General features: G+C 27.5%; 20 protein-coding genes and 1 riboswitch. Of the genes, 4 read left to right on the plus strand and 16 right to left on the minus strand.

Annotation, left to right across the window (positions count from 1 at the left end):
- Positions 1-116: 116 nt before the first annotated feature.
- The 10 genes from KXZ80_RS09120 to KXZ80_RS09165 form a co-directional block, all read right to left on the minus strand.
- Positions 117-635, minus strand: coding sequence for an ECF transporter S component (locus KXZ80_RS09120; RefSeq protein ID WP_021433169.1), 519 nt, complete (start codon positions 633-635; stop codon positions 117-119).
- 11 nt (positions 636-646) lie between these two features.
- A complete protein-coding gene (locus tag KXZ80_RS09125; RefSeq protein ID WP_021433170.1) occupies positions 647-1237 on the minus strand; it encodes a class I SAM-dependent methyltransferase in 591 nt (196 codons plus the stop codon).
- 134 nt (positions 1238-1371) lie between these two features.
- Positions 1372-2451 (minus strand): M24 family metallopeptidase, encoded by a 1080-nt coding sequence (locus tag KXZ80_RS09130; RefSeq protein ID WP_021433171.1) that lies wholly within the window; start codon positions 2449-2451, stop codon positions 1372-1374.
- 126 nt (positions 2452-2577) lie between these two features.
- A complete protein-coding gene (locus KXZ80_RS09135; RefSeq protein ID WP_038285257.1) occupies positions 2578-2958 on the minus strand; it encodes a ribosomal maturation YjgA family protein in 381 nt (126 codons plus the stop codon).
- Between the two features lie 33 nt (positions 2959-2991).
- Positions 2992-3939, minus strand: coding sequence for an ABC transporter ATP-binding protein (locus KXZ80_RS09140; protein WP_021433173.1), 948 nt, complete (start codon positions 3937-3939; stop codon positions 2992-2994).
- 16 nt (positions 3940-3955) lie between these two features.
- Complete coding sequence (locus KXZ80_RS09145) at positions 3956-5623, minus strand: ABC transporter permease (protein WP_021433174.1); 1668 nt, start codon at positions 5621-5623, stop codon at positions 3956-3958.
- Positions 5601-6692, minus strand: coding sequence for an ABC transporter substrate-binding protein (locus tag KXZ80_RS09150; RefSeq protein WP_021433175.1), 1092 nt, complete (start codon positions 6690-6692; stop codon positions 5601-5603). The genes KXZ80_RS09145 and KXZ80_RS09150 overlap by 23 nt, the downstream gene beginning before the upstream one ends.
- A gap of 154 nt (positions 6693-6846) precedes the next feature.
- Entirely contained in the window at positions 6847-7344 is a 498-nt protein-coding gene (locus KXZ80_RS09155; RefSeq protein WP_021433176.1) for a GNAT family N-acetyltransferase, read from the minus strand.
- Between the two features lie 219 nt (positions 7345-7563).
- On the minus strand, positions 7564-7725 hold the full coding sequence (locus KXZ80_RS09160) for a hypothetical protein (RefSeq protein ID WP_021431375.1): 162 nt from the start codon (positions 7723-7725) through the stop codon (positions 7564-7566).
- A gap of 114 nt (positions 7726-7839) precedes the next feature.
- Positions 7840-8577 carry a YwaF family protein gene (locus KXZ80_RS09165; RefSeq protein ID WP_021433177.1) on the minus strand — a complete coding sequence of 246 codons (738 nt, stop codon included), beginning with the start codon at positions 8575-8577 and terminating at the stop codon, positions 7840-7842.
- Positions 8578-9168: 591 nt separating this feature from the next.
- Between KXZ80_RS09165 and KXZ80_RS17905 the strand changes: the two genes are divergently transcribed.
- Positions 9169-9543, plus strand: a complete 375-nt coding sequence (locus KXZ80_RS17905) for a CPBP family intramembrane glutamic endopeptidase (RefSeq protein WP_408636703.1) — start codon at positions 9169-9171, stop codon at positions 9541-9543.
- A gap of 31 nt (positions 9544-9574) precedes the next feature.
- Here the strand turns inward: KXZ80_RS17905 and KXZ80_RS09175 are convergent, their stop codons facing one another.
- Together KXZ80_RS09175 and lysA are read right to left on the minus strand one after the other, a co-directional pair.
- Positions 9575-10825: a dicarboxylate/amino acid:cation symporter gene (locus tag KXZ80_RS09175; RefSeq protein WP_021433179.1), complete on the minus strand. Its 1251-nt coding sequence runs from the start codon at positions 10823-10825 to the stop codon at positions 9575-9577.
- A 36-nt stretch (positions 10826-10861) separates the two neighbouring features.
- Positions 10862-12160 carry a diaminopimelate decarboxylase gene (gene lysA, locus KXZ80_RS09180; protein WP_021433180.1) on the minus strand — a complete coding sequence of 433 codons (1299 nt, stop codon included), beginning with the start codon at positions 12158-12160 and terminating at the stop codon, positions 10862-10864.
- Between the two features lie 108 nt (positions 12161-12268).
- Positions 12269-12446: riboswitch (Lysine riboswitch) on the minus strand.
- Between the two features lie 335 nt (positions 12447-12781).
- Here lysA and KXZ80_RS09185 point away from each other — a divergent pair.
- Positions 12782-14047, plus strand: coding sequence for an ArsB/NhaD family transporter (locus KXZ80_RS09185; RefSeq protein WP_021433181.1), 1266 nt, complete (start codon positions 12782-12784; stop codon positions 14045-14047).
- 22 nt (positions 14048-14069) lie between these two features.
- On the plus strand, positions 14070-14543 hold the full coding sequence (locus tag KXZ80_RS09190) for a hypothetical protein (RefSeq protein WP_021433182.1): 474 nt from the start codon (positions 14070-14072) through the stop codon (positions 14541-14543).
- A gap of 49 nt (positions 14544-14592) precedes the next feature.
- On the opposite strand, the gene KXZ80_RS09195 is transcribed toward KXZ80_RS09190, so the two are convergent.
- The 4 genes from KXZ80_RS09195 to KXZ80_RS09210 all read right to left on the minus strand — a co-directional run bounded on the left by KXZ80_RS09195 (position 14593) and on the right by KXZ80_RS09210 (position 17686).
- Positions 14593-15015, minus strand: coding sequence for a hypothetical protein (locus tag KXZ80_RS09195; protein WP_021433183.1), 423 nt, complete (start codon positions 15013-15015; stop codon positions 14593-14595).
- 114 nt (positions 15016-15129) lie between these two features.
- Positions 15130-15702 (minus strand): NAD(P)H-dependent oxidoreductase, encoded by a 573-nt coding sequence (locus KXZ80_RS09200; RefSeq protein ID WP_021433184.1) that lies wholly within the window; start codon positions 15700-15702, stop codon positions 15130-15132.
- Between the two features lie 69 nt (positions 15703-15771).
- Entirely contained in the window at positions 15772-17181 is a 1410-nt protein-coding gene (locus KXZ80_RS09205) for an MATE family efflux transporter (protein WP_021433185.1), read from the minus strand.
- A 175-nt stretch (positions 17182-17356) separates the two neighbouring features.
- On the minus strand, positions 17357-17686 hold the full coding sequence (locus KXZ80_RS09210; RefSeq protein ID WP_021433186.1) for a hypothetical protein: 330 nt from the start codon (positions 17684-17686) through the stop codon (positions 17357-17359).
- A 153-nt stretch (positions 17687-17839) separates the two neighbouring features.
- Between KXZ80_RS09210 and KXZ80_RS09215 the strand changes: the two genes are divergently transcribed.
- Positions 17840-18802 (plus strand): calcium/sodium antiporter, encoded by a 963-nt coding sequence (locus KXZ80_RS09215; RefSeq protein WP_021433187.1) that lies wholly within the window; start codon positions 17840-17842, stop codon positions 18800-18802.
- Positions 18803-18829: the final 27 nt, after the last annotated feature.

Genomic DNA, 18829 nt, shown 5'->3' on the forward strand with positions numbered 1-18829 from the left:
CATTATAGGCCGTTTACTTTTTTAATAAAAGTACGCACTTTTTCGTAAGCGTTAAAGTATGTATATTCTAAAATAAAAAAGTACATCTATAATTATAGATGTACTTTTTTATTTTATTAAGCTAAAGCCTTTGAAATTTCAGGATTTTTAATCATAAACTTAACTATAATTGGTATAAAGATTATTTGTATTAACATACCTGGTATAGCCTGAGCTATATTTCCAAACACAAACAACATAGGATTTACTTGTGGAGCTATAGTTAATGAAACTAAATACGCTCCTAGTACCGCAAATAATCTACCACCTATCATAGCTCCTATCAACGATATATATATTTTTTTAGTTTTATTAAATAAAAAACCAGTTATAATTCCATATGCAAAAAGTTCGAATGCCATTATAGGCATAACTGGTATTATAGGTGGCATACCAGTCATGATACCACTTAATATAGGTGTAACTATTCCAACTATTCCTCCACAAACTGGGCCTAGTAAAAAACCTGCAATTAGTACCGGTATATGCATAGGTAAAAATACTTGACCACCTAAGCTAATCGTATGAAATACCATAGGTAAAATTATTCCAAACGCAATAAAAAGTCCTGATAAAACTACATTTTTACTTTTCATTTTAAATCCCCCTAACATCTTTTTATAACTAAGTAATAAATCTCATTATCTTCAAAAGCATCTACTACTTTAAGTCCTGCTTTTTCAAATAAATACCTCTGATCAGTAACTGATATTAATCTATCTTCACTAACACACTCATTTTTTTCCTTATGCATATTATTTAAAAACGCTCTACTGTTTGAATGTGCTATTATAAGTTGTCCACTTTTTCCCAAATTTTTTTCAACTAGTTTTTTAATAGTATTTGTTTTATCTTTTAAATGTGGAAACATAGAGTATAAAACAATACTATCATAGGTTTCATTTATTACATCTTTCTCTACATCTACTAATTCAAAATATACCTTTTCAATATTTCTAAATTTTTCTCTAGCTACATTAAGCATTTCACTTGAAATATCTACACCCTTTATATATCCATTTGGGTTTAATGATTTTAAAAAAGGTATTAATACCCCTGTTCCTGTTCCTATATCCAATACTTTACTATTATCAGTTATGTTTAATTTTGATAATAGTGTATTGATTTTTTCCTCATTCACTTCAATTATACTATCCCATTCTTTAGCTATTTGGTTAAAAAACTCTACTTGATTCATTTTATCCCCCTTTTAAAATACAAAAAAGCCATGAAGGCTAAAAAGCCTTCATGACTTCATTTTCAAATGTTTATTTACTATAAGTATAGTGATTTTAATTTATGCTTGTCAATTTAAAAATGCAAAAAAAAGTTTTATTTATCCAATATCATTAATTCCTTAGGAAATTTAGTTAGTATTTGAGGTCCTTCTTTTGTTACTAAAACAGTATCCTCAATTCTAATTCCTCCCCATCCTGGGAAATACACCCCAGGTTCCATAGTTACAACACATCCTTCTTTAAGAGTTTTTGTACCATAATTACCTAAGAAAGGTTCTTCATGTAAGCCTCTACCTATTCCATGTCCTAACCCTCTATAATAATATTGTTCATACTCTTTAACAACTTCTCTAATTTTAGCATCTGGAACGGTTGCATGAACACCATCTTTCATATTTTCTATTCCTACAAGTTGAGCTTCTTTTATTAACTCATATAGTTCTATCTGCTTTTGATTTGCTTCACCCACTATAAAAGTTCTTGTAGTATCAGATCTATATCCATTGTACATTGCCCCATAATCTACAAGCAATAAATCTCCTCTTTCAATCTTTTTATCACTTGGCTTTCCATGAAGCAGAGATGTTTTTGCTCCTGATATTAATATCGTATCAAATCCTAAATTATGTGCTCCATTCATTTTCATAAAATATTCCAATTTAGCTGCTAATTCTCTTTCTGTAACTCCAACCTTTATATGTGGAATTAATTCTTCTAATGCTTTATCTGCTATTTCACAAGCTTTTTTTATATTATCTATTTCTTCTTGATTTTTAACATATCTTAATTCTTCTATAAGCCCATCTGAACACACTAAATTTATTTCACTTTTATCTAACTGAGATTTAAAAGCTTCATATTTTTCAAATGTTAAACTAGATCCTTCAAACCCTAATGTTTTTATATTATTTTTTAAGCATACATCTTCAACTGCTTTACCTATGTTTCTGTCAAATAAATGCCAATTAACTAATTCAAATCCTTTACAAAGACTTTCTGCCAACTCCATATATCTAGTATCAGTTATCAAAAAGTTTCCTTTTTTAGATATAATTGCAAATGCATCTTCATCATTATAATTTGATATGTAATTAACATTTTGATCATTAGTTAAATAAATTGCATCTAAATTTTTTTCCTCTAGTAATTTAACTAATTTTTCTATCTTATTCATATCGCAGTCCCCCTTTTTTAGCTATACTTAAATTGTATATTTTTTATGTGCTAATTGTCAATCTCATTATGTAACGTTTTCACAAGAATGAAATATATTTGATTTTAGACTTTATAAAATATTGTATTATCTCTTATCACATAAAAAATAATCTAATAAACATCCAATGCCTATCCCTATACTATAACTGATTAAGTCTTCAAATAAAAAACCATGTCCTAATACCAACCCTCCAAGAGTTGTAGCTCTTATATTGTTTATCCAGTCAGCTTGGTATAATTGACTTATTTCTATAGAAAAAGAAAAAATTATAGCTAGTGTTAAAGTTTTTGCTAATTTTAATTTTGGAATTAAAAATCTCAATCCAAAATATACCATCATAGCCCATAGCATATCTCCTACAAAGGGGGCAATAGATTTAGGAAAGATACTCATGTATTTTCTTGATAATAGCCCTATAATCATTATAAACATCGTTACTACTAAATACTTTATTCTTATTTTCATTTTGCTTTTCCTTAGGTCTAATTTTATTAATATTTACAAATCTATAATATTCTTAAATCGTATGTTTACTTTATCTTTTAATTTATACTCCCTCTTCTCTACACCACTTAAATCAACTAATATCCTTTCATTATTTTGTTCTATAATGTATCTTGTATAAGATCCTATAAAAATTTCATTTTTAATTTCCCACTCACCATTAACATCTTTATTTAATTCTATATCTTCTGGTCTAATTAACTTTTTAGAGCCATTAATTTCAATAATATTTGACTTTCCTATAAATGAACCTACATATTCATTTATAGGATTTCTATATATTTCTCTAGGTGTACCTACCTGAATAATTTTCCCACTATCCATAACAACAATTCTATCTGATATACTTAAAGCTTCTTCTTGGTCATGAGTTACAAATATCATAGTTATATTAAACATGCTTTGAATTTGTTTAAGTTCTTCTCTCATTTTTATCCTCAATTTAGCATCTAAATTACTAAATGGTTCATCTAATAATAAAAGTTTTGGCTTAGTTATCAAAGCTCTAGCTAATGCCACTCGCTGCTGTTGCCCTCCACTAAGATTACCTACATGTTCATATTCATATCCTTTTAGACCTACAATCTTTATATATTCTTTTGCAGCATTAAGTCTTTCTTTTCTTCTAAAATTTGTTGTATATTTTAACCCATAACTTACATTTTCAATAACATTCATATGTGGAAATAATGCATAACTTTGAAATACCGTTGCTATTGGCCTTTTTTCTGGAGGTAGTAAAGTTATATCAGTATCTTCTAATATAATAGTTCCGTTATCCGGCTTTAAAAATCCTCCTATAATGTTAAGTATAGTAGTTTTCCCACAACCACTCGGGCCTAATAGTGTTACTAATTCGCCTTGGTTTATTTGTAAATGTATATTAGTTACTCCATTTTGTTTTGAAAATTCTTTTTTTATATTATTTAATTTTAAAAACACCTACTATTACCCCCTACTAATTATCTAGAATTTTTATAGCTAAAATATTTACTGTAAAAGTTATAATTATTATAAAACATGCTATAACAGATCCTAATCCATAGTTCCCATTTTTTATAACGTTAAACATTTCTACTGTAGCTACATTGGCACCTGGCGATATCAAAAAAATTATAGCGCCTACAGTTGTCATTGTAGATGTAAATGTATTTATAAAACTTGATAAGAATGCCGGTTTTAATAAAGGTATTATTATATCTTTTACTATCATTAACTTAGGTGCTCCAAGATCTGTAGCTGCTTTTTCTATTTGCTTATCTATATTTGGAAAAAGTGCACTAGCTGCTTTACTTCCAACTGATATTTGTCTAAATGTACAATTTAAAACAACTATTGCTACAGTACCAGTTAATAATAAAGGTGTTTTATTAAAAGCAAGTACATATCCTATTCCAAAAAATGTCCCTGGTATTATATACGGCAAAGATGATATAAATTCAATAAATCTCATTCCATATATAGTTCTTCTTTCAACATAATAAGATAGTAAAATTCCTATTAAACTTGCTAAAAAGCCTGCCACTAAAGAATATTTTATACTTCTTATAAATGAATCCAAATTTGTTAATTTAAATGCTTTCATATAATCTAAAGTAAATGTTAAATTTCCTGAAGCTCTATTAGATATAGCTGATATAAATATAGTTATATATTGAATCAATATTATAACTATAAACGACCAAGTAATTATTCCTAAAATTAACTTTACGTATTTAGATATATTAAAATCAATATGTTTGCTTGTACTAGATTTTGTTCCACCTGATAAACTACCTATTTTTTTCATACTTTTTCTATAAAAATAAAATGCTATTATTGCAGGTATTATTAAAATAACACTCATAGCTGCAGCTTTTGGTAAGTTTGCTCTTCCAATTGCAGTTAAATAGGCTTCTGTAGCTAATACATTAAAATTTCCCCCAATAATTATAGGAGTTCCAAAATCAGAAAGATTTTTAGTAAATATTATAAAAAGAGTTGCTAATATACCAGGTGTAGCTAATGGTAAGATAACTCTTTTTATAGTTTCAAGTGAGGATGCTCCTAAATCCCTAGATGCTGAAATCAATCTATTATCTATATTTTTTAAAATTCCAACTATCATTATTGATGCAAATGATATTTCTCCTATTGACTGCATTAATACTATTCCTTGCCACCCATATGGATTTGTGCTAAGACCTAGTAAGTCATGTGTGATTATCCCTCTTCTTCCAAATAACAATATAAATGCTAACGATCCAACAAAAGGAGGCGATATCATAGTTAATATTAATACGTGATTTATAAACTTGCTGAGTTTGTTACTAACAAATACAACGTAAGTAGCTATTATCGTAGAAACTATTATTGCTATTATTGATGACAAAGTAGCTATGTAAATACTATTTTTAATAAGGTCTATATTGTTAGAGCTAAATAAAGTTGTATACTCTTCCAATGTAAACTTTCCTTCTTTTATAAAACTTGTAGATATCACTGAAATAACTGGATAAAAAATAAAAACCAATATACCTAATACTATGGTTAAAATTAATACCTTTTCTATATAATCGCTAAAACGGATAGCTAAATTTTTAACTATCCGTTCATTTAATCTGTTATTGTGTTGATTTATTTCCAAAATCTTCACTCCATTTATTTAAAATATGTTCTCTTTCAGTTCCTAGTTTTTGGATATCTAAATCTACAAGCTTATCTAATGGCATACTTTCAACAGATTTAACAGGCTTAATTTCTGGTCTAGCCATGTATCTCGGATCTTTTTCTTGTATAAATGTTTGTCCTTTTTCAGATAACGACCAATCTACAAATGCTTTTGCTGCTTCGGTATTTTCTGCATTTTTAAATATAGCAACTGGAGCAGGTATCCACGGAATAACATCTTCTGGGTATATTGTACTTACGGGATACTGATCTTCCATAACAAAATATTCACCTGTCATAGGTATTACTCCAACTGCAAATTCCCCTGAGCATACTTTATTTGCAGGCTCAGAACCTCTTTTAGCTAAAAACGGTATATTCGAGTTAAGTTTATTAAAATAATTCCATGCTTTTTCTTCTCCCATATTTTGAATTAATCCATTTACCATAGCATAGTTAGTTCCTGAAATCGATGGGTCTGCCATCATAACCTCCCCTTTATATTTAGGGTCTGCTAAGTCTGTCCATGTCTTTGGAGGTTCTAATCCTTTTTCTTTTAATAAGTCATTATTTACCATGAATCCTACTGTAACTAGCGAAGTTCCTGTCCAATATCCTTCTTTATCTTTATATTTGTCTGGTATAGTTTTTGATTCTTCTGATATATATGGTTCTAATAAATCAGCTTCTTTTGCTGCTATAAAACTATCAGCTCCCCCTCCAAACCATACATCTGCCATTGGCTTACCATTTTCAGCTTTTATTCTAGATAAAACCTCTCCTGAAGACATATCTATAAATTCCACTTTAATTCCAGTATCTTCCGTAAATTTCCCAAATATATCTTCCTTAGCTCCATGTGCAGCTACAACTTTAAGAGTTGACCCCTTTAAATTATTTTTTTCATACTTAGATGAACTTTCTTTATTATTAGTGCAACCTACAGCCCCTATTGTTAAACTTGCAACTAATAATGATGTTACTAATTTTTTCAATTTCATTTTACTCCCACTTTCTCCATTTATTAAGCTCTCCCCTTCATTCATTTTCGAGCTTTTTCCTCCTAAGTTTACATTATTATGAATTTTTCTTCAAATTCATAATTTCTATATATTACTATACAGCAATAGATTTTATCTATACAACAAAAGCAGGGTAAAAATGACTTGACCCTGCTTTTTATTAAATTATCTATGACTTTTATAATAAAACTTTTTCAAACTCTACCCTGTATGTTTGAAAATCTAGCTTTTCATGTAGTTTTATAGATGCTAAATTGTTTATACCAGTACCCGATCTTAAAACTTTCGCTCCATTTGTTTTACATTGTTCTTCTACATACTTAATTAAAAAGCTTGCAATTCCTTTATTTTTATAACTATCAATAATTAAAATATCATTAATCTCTGCTATTGATATATCATAGTCCTTAATATCATAAAAGCTAACCCAACAATATCCTATTTTCTTTACTCCATCTTGAACTATTAACCCTAATGCTCTACTTTCTTTTAAGCTTTTTGTTAAAGCTTTTAAAAATTCACTTGGATTGTCTGTTGAAAACCACTTAGATCTATACCTATCATATCCACATTCAGCAGTCCATTTGCTTTCACATTTAAAGTTAATTTTACAATGACTTTCTAGTATAAAATCTTTATCGCTTTCTAAATCTATATTTCTTATAGAATATTTCATTATTCATCCTCCCATACTGCATTTATCTGTTCGATGGTTTAAGCTTGTACCAATTTATAACTTTTTAAACTTTTATCTATTTAAATTCTATGTATCTTCATATCAAAAAAATACTATTTTATTGATAAGCTATATAAATAAAAAAAATAGAAGCATAATGCTCCTACTTTTTAAGTTCATCTTTAATTTTTTTCCTCAGTCTAGTTAAGTTAGTAAATACTATTTTACATCGTTGTTACTATATTTTATAACACTAAATCCAAGTAAAGCTAGTCCTAATAACATTATTGCAACCATATATTGTTCTGAAAGTAAATAAAATAAAGTTAAAAAAGCAAAGAAATGTAGTAATAGTATAATTGCATTTTTTATTTCTTGCATTATTCTTCTCCTAATAATAAGTATAGTTAATATTATCTATTCTAAATTTAGTATAATTGTGAAAAGTTTTTTCTACATACTCTAAGTATATACCAAAAACTTTTTTCTATAGGCTTATATTTTTATTAATTCTATTTCGTAGCATTCTTCTACTACAGATTCTTTTTTATTATTTAGAGCAAAGTACTCTAAACTTAAAATCGAGTTGAATATCATCATAACTATAAATCCATATAAAATTGGATTTAATTTATTGCCTATGCCAATTGGAGATGACTTCATATATGCATAATTTGAATTTATTAAATTATTTATATTAAACATAGCTATATGATATAAGTTAGTTATAATAAATACTTTCTTAAAATCTGATTTACTCATACCTACCTTTTTTACAGTTAGTAAATATATAGATCCCCAAAGCAACAAAATATGTCCTATAAAATATGAAAATTGAGTCATATGAGGAAAAACAAATGGATCAAGGCCTGGAAATAATAGTGCTGAAATCGACCCAAATATACCCCAGTATGATCCCATTTTCATCATGAAGTCTTTTTTAAATATCATACCAATAGCTATCAAAATTATAGCTATCCTACAATGAAACAGTGGCAATCCTTCTTGTACAAAATGATAATTTCCTTTAAGATACCATAAATATAATGTTGTTTGTTGAATTGATAGAGCTATTCCTATCAATAATTCAAATAATCTATTTTCTCTTTTTTTATTAATAATAATTACCATCCCTAGCAAAGTTATCCCCAACAATATTAAATGTATGACTCCAAAATTAGAAAAGTTATTTCTTTCTATTGAAGTTCTAAAAAAATAATGAAGTTTATTCATAAATGTCTCCTTAATCTAATTTTATCCCTTCAATATTATAAATACATAAAATATATTTATCAAATGTCAATTTTGTAAGAATTAAAAACTTTTTTGTTACATAGTGTATATAATAGTTTAATGTAGTATGTAATTGATATCTATATTTTGGAATGATATAATAATATTAACTTTTTGAAATTTTTTTAATTTTATAAATAAGGGGTGTAGCTTTTGAGTAACTCATCAAAAAAAGTATATATTTTTATACTACTAACATATTCACTTACATCTATATTTTTTTTCATACTCTACTCCATAGGAGGTGTAAATAATCCTGCAACTTTTAATCTAATAGGTCTTTCAATGATTATACCATTCCTTTCATGCATAATCGTTCAGAAGCTTCTATTTAAACAAAGTCTAAGAAATTCTTTTAATGTTTCTCTTAAATTTAATATTTGGTTTCCAATTTCAATATTTATACCTATATTAATATCAATCATTATCAATCTAATAAGCATTAAAAAATTTGGTTCCATTATATTCTCATTTGATTCATTTTTAACAAATATTTTAATAGGTTTATCAATAGCTTCTTTTTCAGCACTTATAGAAGAGTTATCATGGAGGGGATTTTTATATAATGAACTAAGTTATTTAAGTTTATTTAAGGTGTTAACTTTTATAAGTTTTGTATGGGCGTTTTGGCATACTCCAGTCGCTATACTGTATAAATACCCTACCATTCCGCTTATTGGCTCCATTATAAACTTTATTCAAATGTTTTTCATATCCTTAATAATAACTTATATTAGATATAAGTCTAATTCTATATTGGCAGCATCTTTTAGCCACGGTTTATTTAATACACTTGTCTTATCAAGTTGTATATCTAAAATAGATTCCATTTTTATTAGTATTTTATTAAGCGCTTTAATTGTCTTTATACTATTTATATATGAATTTAAAGCCTCTATTAAATAATAGAGGCTTTAAATATAAGTAAATTTTTATTTTAACTTAACTTTGTTTTCATCCACTCTTTTCCTTCTACGAGTCTAGCGACCATCATAGAACATACCGTGTTACCAGTTGAGTTTAAAACTGTAGCTGGTGCATCTATTATAGTACTAATTACTGCTATTATAGGAAGAACCTCTGGAGAGAATCCATATACACTTAATATTAGCATTTCTCCCATCATACCTCCTCCTGGAATTGCACCCATAACTGCTCCAACTAAGAAAGATACTGATACTATAGAAATTATTGCAGATATACTAGTTATATCCCTTCCAAATAATCCAAATAAGAAAGTTATTTTTAAAACTCCACCTATTACAGATCCATCTTTGTGTATGTTTGCACCCAGAGGTATTACAGTTTCTGCTATATCATTTGGTACTCCCATTTTTTTACTAGCATCTAAATTAACCGGTATTGATGCTGCACTAGAGCAAGTTGCTAAAGCCGTAACTGTAGGTGCTATAGCATTTTTCCAAAATACTTCAACTCCCTGTTTACCTCCAGCTATATAAGCATATAATGTGAATATACCTGCATAGCATATAGCTGCTAGAATTATATATAATACAAAGACTTTAGCATATCCTGATAATATTTGTGGTCCTAATTCTCCTATTACACTTGCAAAATAACATCCTAATCCTATAGGTGCTAACTTCATTATTAAGTTTACTAATTTCATCATAACTGCAGCACCTGCTTGAGTGAAAGTAGCTATAGGTTTTGCAATCTCTCCTGCCATAGCTGTTGCTATACCTACTAAAATTGAGAATATAATAAGTTGTAGCATATTTGCTTTTGATAGTAAATCTTTAAAATCACTTACTGTAACTGTGTTTACAAGTTGCTGTAATAATCCAACTTTTTCTGTATCTACTTTTTCTACCGAACTTTGCATTAAATTTGCAAACATATCTGGATTTAATCCTTTTGTTGGGTTGATAATTATAACTCCAATTATCCCTATAATAGATGATATTATAGCAGTCATTGCGAATACTAAAACTATATTTTTTAATATTTTTCCTAATCTTTTCATTTCTCCCATATTAGAAATTGCTGAAGTTACACTAAAAAATACTAATGGTACTAATGTCATGAATAATAAATTTAAAAATAAGTCTCCTACTGGCTTAAATATGGCTGCCTTAGCGCCCATTATAGCTCCGACGATTCCCCCTAATATAATTGCTAAAATTAAAATTATTGATGATTTGTAATTCTTCCAAAATGACTTCATTATTTTCTCCTTTGTGTCTTATTTAATTTTTTACCTTTAGTCAGCGATTTCTAATCTTAAAAGATCTTCAAAGCTTTCTCTTTTGCATATTAATTTACTTTTGCCATCTTTAACAGATACTACTGCAGGCTTTATTATTTTATTGTAGTTTGATGACATTGAATATCCATACGCTCCAGTTGATGACATTATTAATATATCTCCACTTTCTATATCCATAACATCAACATCTGTTATTAGTATATCACCACTTTCGCAACATTTACCAGCTATTGTAACTTTATTATTTTTATCTATACCCATTTTGTTGGCAATTGAACATTCGTACCCTGCCTGATATAATGAGGGTCTTATATTATCTGTCATTCCACCGTCAACACTTACATATGTTCTTACATCTTTTATATCCTTTATAGATCCCACTGTGTATATTGTGCTTCCTGCATTTGCAACTATGGATCTTCCTGGCTCTATTATTAATATTGGAGTACTTATATTTATATCTTTACATACATCCTCAACTTTTTGTATTATTGAGCTGCAAAACTCTTTTATTGTTTTAGGTTCATCACTCTCTGTATAATAAACACCTACCCCTCCTCCTAAATCAACTTCCTCTATGTTTATGTTATGTTGTTGTTTTATTTCTTTTACTAGATTCATCATTATTTCAACTTCATCTAAATATGGTTCTACGTCAAAAATTTGAGATCCTATGTGAGCATGTAATCCTACTAGGCTTATATTTTCATATTTTTTAATATTTTCTAATGCATCTTGTAAATCTCCATTTGATAATGCAAATCCAAATTTTGAATCAATTTGTCCTGTTTTTATATAATCGTGAGTATGTGCTTCTATTCCTGGTGTTATTCTAAAATATATAGATTGAATTTTACTTTTTTCATTGCATATTTTTTGTAATAATTCTAGTTCATAGTAATTATCTACAACAAATCTTCCAACTCCAAGATTTACTCCCATTTCAATTTCATCTATTGTTTTGTTATTTCCATGAAATAATACTTTTTCCATAGGAAAGCCTGATTTGTATGCTGTGAAAAGTTCACCACCTGATACTACGTCAAGATATAGACCTTCTTCATCTATTAATTTGCACATATAAATTGGTAAAAATGCTTTACCTGCATATGCAACTCTGTTTTTATTTTCATGAACCTTGAAATGTTTTATATATTCTTTACAATTGCTTCTGACTAATTCCTCATCAAGTACATAAAGTGGTGTTTTGTATTTTTCTCTAAGTTCTTTACATCCAACTCCACCTATATATAATTCATTTCCTTTTACCGACATAGTACCTTGTAATCTCATATCTTAAGCCCTCCTGTTTTTGTATTAATCATTTTTTATAAACAAAAATCCCCCTTAAGTTTCACTTAAGGGGGATTAAATTTAGCTAAAAATATATAGCATCTATTCCTTAAATGTAGCTCAACACAATTTAATATTGTGACAGTTATGCATATATTATATACATCCCCAGGTACATAGCCTTAAAGCATCAGCTACATCCTTCGGCAATAATCCCTTTTCCAATAAGTCTTCGTTGCTTAACTCATTATTGGTACTGATTATTATTGCGACCTCTACAATTCGTATTCAATTTATTTATATGTAATTTTACATACCTAATTTATAATTGTCAACAATTTTATTTTATTTAAACTTTAATTTTATGTAATATTATTTCAAAATCAGCTTTAAATTAACATATATACTAATTTTTAATATTCTTATGTTAAATTCAAAACATTACTTAATTTTATTAATTAAACTTTTAATTTTAAATTAAAAGCACTTAATAATATTTAGAAAACTTACTATTTTCTTTGTTTTAAAAGAACTTTCCTTTTTTTTAACACATTTAAGTTTTTTCAACTATACTCTACTTATAGGTTTTAATATATTTATTATTATAAGGGGGCGATATTAGTGCTTATTAAACAAGTAATAGCTATCATCATATTTTTAGTGGTTATGCTAGCTATTATTTCAGAAAAAGTAAATAGAGCTATTGCAGCTATGGCCGGAGCTTTACTTATGATTATATTTAACATATTGTCAGTTGAGCAAGGCCTGCATCATATCGATTTTAATACAATTGGGGTTTTAATAGGCATGATGCTATTTGTTTCTGTTGTCAAAAATTCAGGTGTATTTGAATACATAGCTATATTTTCAGCTAAAAAATCAAAGGGAGATCCTTGGAAAATCATGCTATGTTTTATAATATTAACTGCTGTTTTATCAGCTGTTTTAGATAATGTTACCACCGTATTGTTAATAGGTCCAATGACCATAGTTATAACTCAAATTCTAAATATAAATCCAACTCCATTTTTAATAACCCAAATTCTAGCATCTAATATAGGAGGGACTGCAACCCTAATAGGAGATCCACCTAATATAATGATAGGTAGTGCAGCAAATCTAAGTTTTGCAGACTTTATAATAAACTTAGGTCCTATAGTTCTAATCATTTTATTTTTAACTATCTTGTGTTTTAAATTTATGTTCAAAAAACAGCTTTTTGTAGATGATAAAGCAAAAGAAAAAATTTTAAATTTAGATGAAAAAAAAGCAATTAAAGATAAGCCACTGCTTATAAAGAGTATTATTATGATTATATTTATTTTGCTTGGATTTATTTTGCACAATGTTTTAAATCTTGAATCTAGTATAGTCGCCTTGACAGGAGCTACTATAATGATGTTTATAGGCAAACAAGATGTTGATGAAATACTTTCCAGTGTTGAGTGGTCAACTATCGCATTTTTTGGAGGATTATTTGTAATAGTTGGGGGTCTTGTTGAAGTTGGAATAATAAATAGCATTGCTGAATATTTAATAAGTGCAACAAGTGGGCACTTAGTTCTTACAATGCTAGTTATACTTTGGCTATCAGCTATAATTTCATCATTCTTAGATAATATACCTTTTGTAGCTACTTTGATTCCACTTATACTAACTATGCAAGGCCAAGGTATAGATGTAATGCCAATATGGTGGGCAACTTCTCTAGGAGCTTGCCTAGGTGGTAATGGTACATTAATAGGAGCTTCTGCTAATATAGTTCTTGCAAATGTAGGTCAGAAAAATGGATACCCTATAAGTTTTAAACACTATTTTAAAATAGGATTTCCACTTATGATTTTTTCAATACTAATCTCAACTATTTATTTACTAATCCGATTTTAAATAAATTTTAGGAGGAACACTAATGAATATTTTGGATAATGCTTATGGAGACACTATAGAAGCTCGACTTAGATATATAGGTGCAACAGATATAAAAAAAATTCATGGTATATTATATTTTATAGAATTTGAAATTGATAATAATTTAAAAGTTTCATACACATACAATATAAATTCTAAAAATAAATACTATCTTCAAAGAATAAAACCTTACCCTATTCCAGAAGGTGTCTTTGATAAAGAGTATGAAATAGTTTCTTTTATAGAAAAAGATATAAAAAAATTCATGAATGCTAAAAAAAGTAATAATTTTGATCTATTTTTAAAGATTACAGATGAGCTAAATACAATAAGTTTTGACATAGAAGAACTTTTTTTAAATTACAATATAGATAAAATGGATTTAGATAAATTAAAATTAGAACTTGATAATATATTGAATTTATTCGAAAGATCAAAAAATAGATCTCCTAAAATAGATATATTAGATAAATAAAATTCATATAAAAAAGGCAGATTAAAAGTAACTTTTAATCTGCCTTTTTTTAGTTGGAAACACCTTTAAATTTAAACTGATGTATTATATTCATAGTAAAAGCAATAACTATAGATATAAATAACCTTATAGGCGTAAATACACATATTGATATTCCTATCGATTTAATTAAGTAAAGAACACCAAAGCTAGAATCTATGCTTAACAGTAATATATCAAAACAAGTAGTTACAATTAAAATATTTAAATACATATGTACATTTTTAAATTTCTCTTTTTTACTCATAATCACAAGATACAACACAGGGATAATTACCATTGCTACAGATGATATTATTATAAATATAATATTTCTTACACTTAAATTCAATTTGTTTGAATAGAAAAAGTGTAAAGCATAAAAAATCACATTAGAAATCCCTATATATTTAAAATAATTTCGCATCAAATTTTTCATAATATTACGTTCCATTTTTTATCACCTCTTTTTAAATATACTTTATGTAGGATGTTAATATTCCAAGTTATATCAAAAATTAAACTATATAAGCAAAAGACAACTACTAACAAGTAGTTGTCTTTTATACTAAGAAAAATAAACTTCTATATTTTTTAAAAACTCATCTTTGTCACACTTATTGTCATTTGCTAAATTATTATTAATCCATTTAATATTTTCAATTCCACAAATGTTTAATGTTGATTTTATTATTGTGTTTTCTATAGGGTTTCCTAGTTCATTTTTAATATATTCTGTATCACTTTCAGATGTAGTTATAATCATACCTTTTTTTATATGATTCAATTTTCCCTTAGGTCTATTGTTTTCTTCTTCAAAGGCAAATTCTTTTATAAATACTTTGTCAAAAAACCCTTTAAGCATTGCTGGTACATTATTCCACCATATTGGGAATATAAATACTATTTCATCACTTTCTTTTAAAGTATTTTGATATTTTTTAACTAATTTATCATCAGACTCACCTTTTGTATACAATTTAACTTCCTCGGCTGTCATTACAGGGTTAAATTTATCTTCATATAAATCAATTATACTATAATTTTTACCGCATTTTTCAATGCCTTTAATTACATTATCCATTATGTTTTTGTTGAATGAGTTTTTATCGGGATTAGATATTATTATTGCAGTATTCATTTTTTAGTTCCTTTCTTCTTTAGCTAGTTTTTATATTATTATTTATAAGTTTTTATATTTATATTCGTATTATAAAATTTCTGCTAAATTATCTTTTGTTCCATACAAATCTCGTTTTCTATAAATAAAATATCCTATAATCCATCTGATACAAACATCTAATCCCATTGCTATCCATACACACTCAATATCTAAATTTGTAAAATATACAATTATAACTGTAAGTGGAACTCTTATTCCCCATATACCTATGCCCGATATAGTCATAGGTAATTTTGTAAATCCAGATCCTCTTAATGCTCCATTTATTACTCCTCCCAAATTTCCAGCTAACTGTATAAGCCCCATAACTATTAAATATTTAGATGCTATATTTATAAGTTGTGTATCATTTGTTAGTACTAACATTAGTTGCTCAGGGAAAAATATCAAAGGTATTGATGTTACAATTGTTATAATTATGGTTGATTTAAAAAGTTCTTTCATATATTTTTTCCCTAATTCTTCATTTTTAGCTCCCACACACTGCCCTACAAAAGCAGTAGCTGCAATTGCAAATGCATTTGATGGCATAAAAGATATAGATTCAGCTTGAAGCCCTAATTGGTAAGCTGCAAGTGTAACTTCTCCATAATTTAATATAGCTCTTGTTAAAATAATAGTAGATAATTGCCAAAATGAATTTTCTAATGATATAGGTATTCCTATCCTATATACATTTTTTATTTGCTCTAAATCTGGCTTAAGACCTTTTATAAATAATTTTATATCAAACTTAATCTTCTCTACTTTTTCTCCAAAATATACATATCCATTTTTTCTGTTGAACATTAAATATGCCCCATAAAAACATGCTAGGAAATAACCACTAAAAGTCCCTATAGCAGCACCTTGAACCCCTAAACTTGGCATATTAAAGTTTCCAAATATAAATAAATATCCTATAAATATACTAGTAATATTCATAGACATAGCTATTTGCATAGATATTCTTGCTTTATTCATTGATTGCAAACTAGATGTGCATATAAGCATTATACTCATAAAATATAATGACCATGATGATGTTTTAAGACACTTAGATGCTATATGCATAAGATCACTGCTTGGATTGAATATAGATAATACAAACTCCGTATTAAAAAATATGAATTGTTGAATTATAATAATTAAAATGCTAAGACCTATAATTGTTTGTTTTATTATATATTTTATTTCTTTTGTGTTTTTTGATCCATATGCTTGTGCTACAAACACTGCACTTCCCATTGTTATTCCTCTTAAAATTGCCCATGTTATATTTATTATTCTATTACTTAAACTAAAGGCACTTATAGATACCGGATCTAATCTCCCCATCATTCCTGTTAAGCAAAAACCAGCTGTCATTTGCAAAATACTTTCTAAAACAATCGGTAAAACCATTATTTGTATAGCTTTTCTGATTTCCCTTTGACTAAGTTTGTTACATTCCTCCATAACATCCCCCCAATACTAAATTCAAATTATAATAAATATTATATCAATATTTTTTGTTTATGTACTCGTAGCATTAAATTTATATTTAAAATTTAATTATTACAAAAAAATAGATATACCAAAATAACTTAATACATAATATTTACGTAAAAATTATTTTGGTATACCTTTAAAATCAACTATGGTTATTTTCTCTAAGACCTCTTCTATATCTTCTGTAACTCATCATGTCTATAGCAACAAAACTAGTTCCTACTCCTATCATTATTGCTCCTGGTATATGACCTGTTATAATTCCTACTAAAACTCCTATTAATGCTCCTGTTGTGATATATATAGCAATTTTAGCAAATTTATTGAACTTTAAAGGTATATAAACCGCCATTCTAGTATATAAGAAAGCTCCTACTATTAAACCTACCACTGATAATATTATGGTTTCTTGCATATTTCCTAAAGTCAGTCCTAGCCCTAATCCTATTAGAATACATCCAAGGGTTACCATCGCAATTCTCCTTTTTATCTTTTTTTATATTATATTCTTGTACATTTCAAAAGTTGCTAAGTTTTAATATATAATTTGTGCAAGTATTTTATATTTATATTTGGTATGATATACTATTTCTTATGATAATTTAGTTTCAAAAGGAGGTTTTTTATGTCATTTTTAATTTTAATAATAGGATTTGCACTTCTTATAAAAGGAGCTGATGTTTTTGTAGAAGGTGCATCTTCTGTAGCTAAGAGGTTTAATGTTCCTCCTATGCTTATAGGTCTTACTATCGTTGCTATGGGTACAAGTGCTCCTGAGGCTGCCGTAAGTATATCATCTTCTCTTGCAGGTCAAAACGATATGAGTATAGCTAATGTTGTTGGATCTAACTTTTTTAATATACTTATTGTTTTAGGTGTATCTGCTATAATTGCAAAATTACCTGTTGAAAAAAATACAATAAAAAAAGACACACCTTTTTTAGTATTTATAAGTGCATTGCTTATTATTTTAGGTCTTAATTTTAAGATAAGTAGATTTGATGGTTTAGTTTTATTGTTATTATTTGTATTTTTCTTAGTAAATATGATTAAATCAAATCTAGGTCAAAAAAACTCAGATATATCGGCTGGTGAAAGTGCTATAGCTATAGAAGCTGTAGAGGTGACTGAATCTGAAGTTTCATCTTTACCTAAAACTATAGTAATTTGTTTAATTGGTATCGTTGGTATCGTATGGGGTGGTGATTTAGTCGTAGATTCTGCAACTAAAATTGCAACTGCATTTGGTATGAGTGCAAACTTAGTTGGTCTTACTATTGTTGCTATGGGTACATCATTACCAGAATTTGTAACATCTGTTATAGCTGTTAGAAAAGGGGAAACAGAAATTGCAATAGGTAATGTAATAGGGTCTAATATATTTAATATATTATTAGTCTTAGGTCTAGCTGCTGTAATTCACCCTATGGCTATTAGCATGTTTGCTTTAATTGATACTATATTTATGACTTTAATAACAGTTTTACTTTACATATTTATGAAGAAAAACAATTGTTTGAATAAGACACATGGTTTTATATTTATTGTAATATATATAGCTTATATGGCTTATACTATAATCCGTTAAAGAAATAAAAAAGAATGCAATTTAACT

This window comes from Paraclostridium bifermentans (assembly GCF_019916025.1).
Lineage (GTDB): Bacteria > Bacillota > Clostridia > Peptostreptococcales > Peptostreptococcaceae > Paraclostridium > Paraclostridium bifermentans.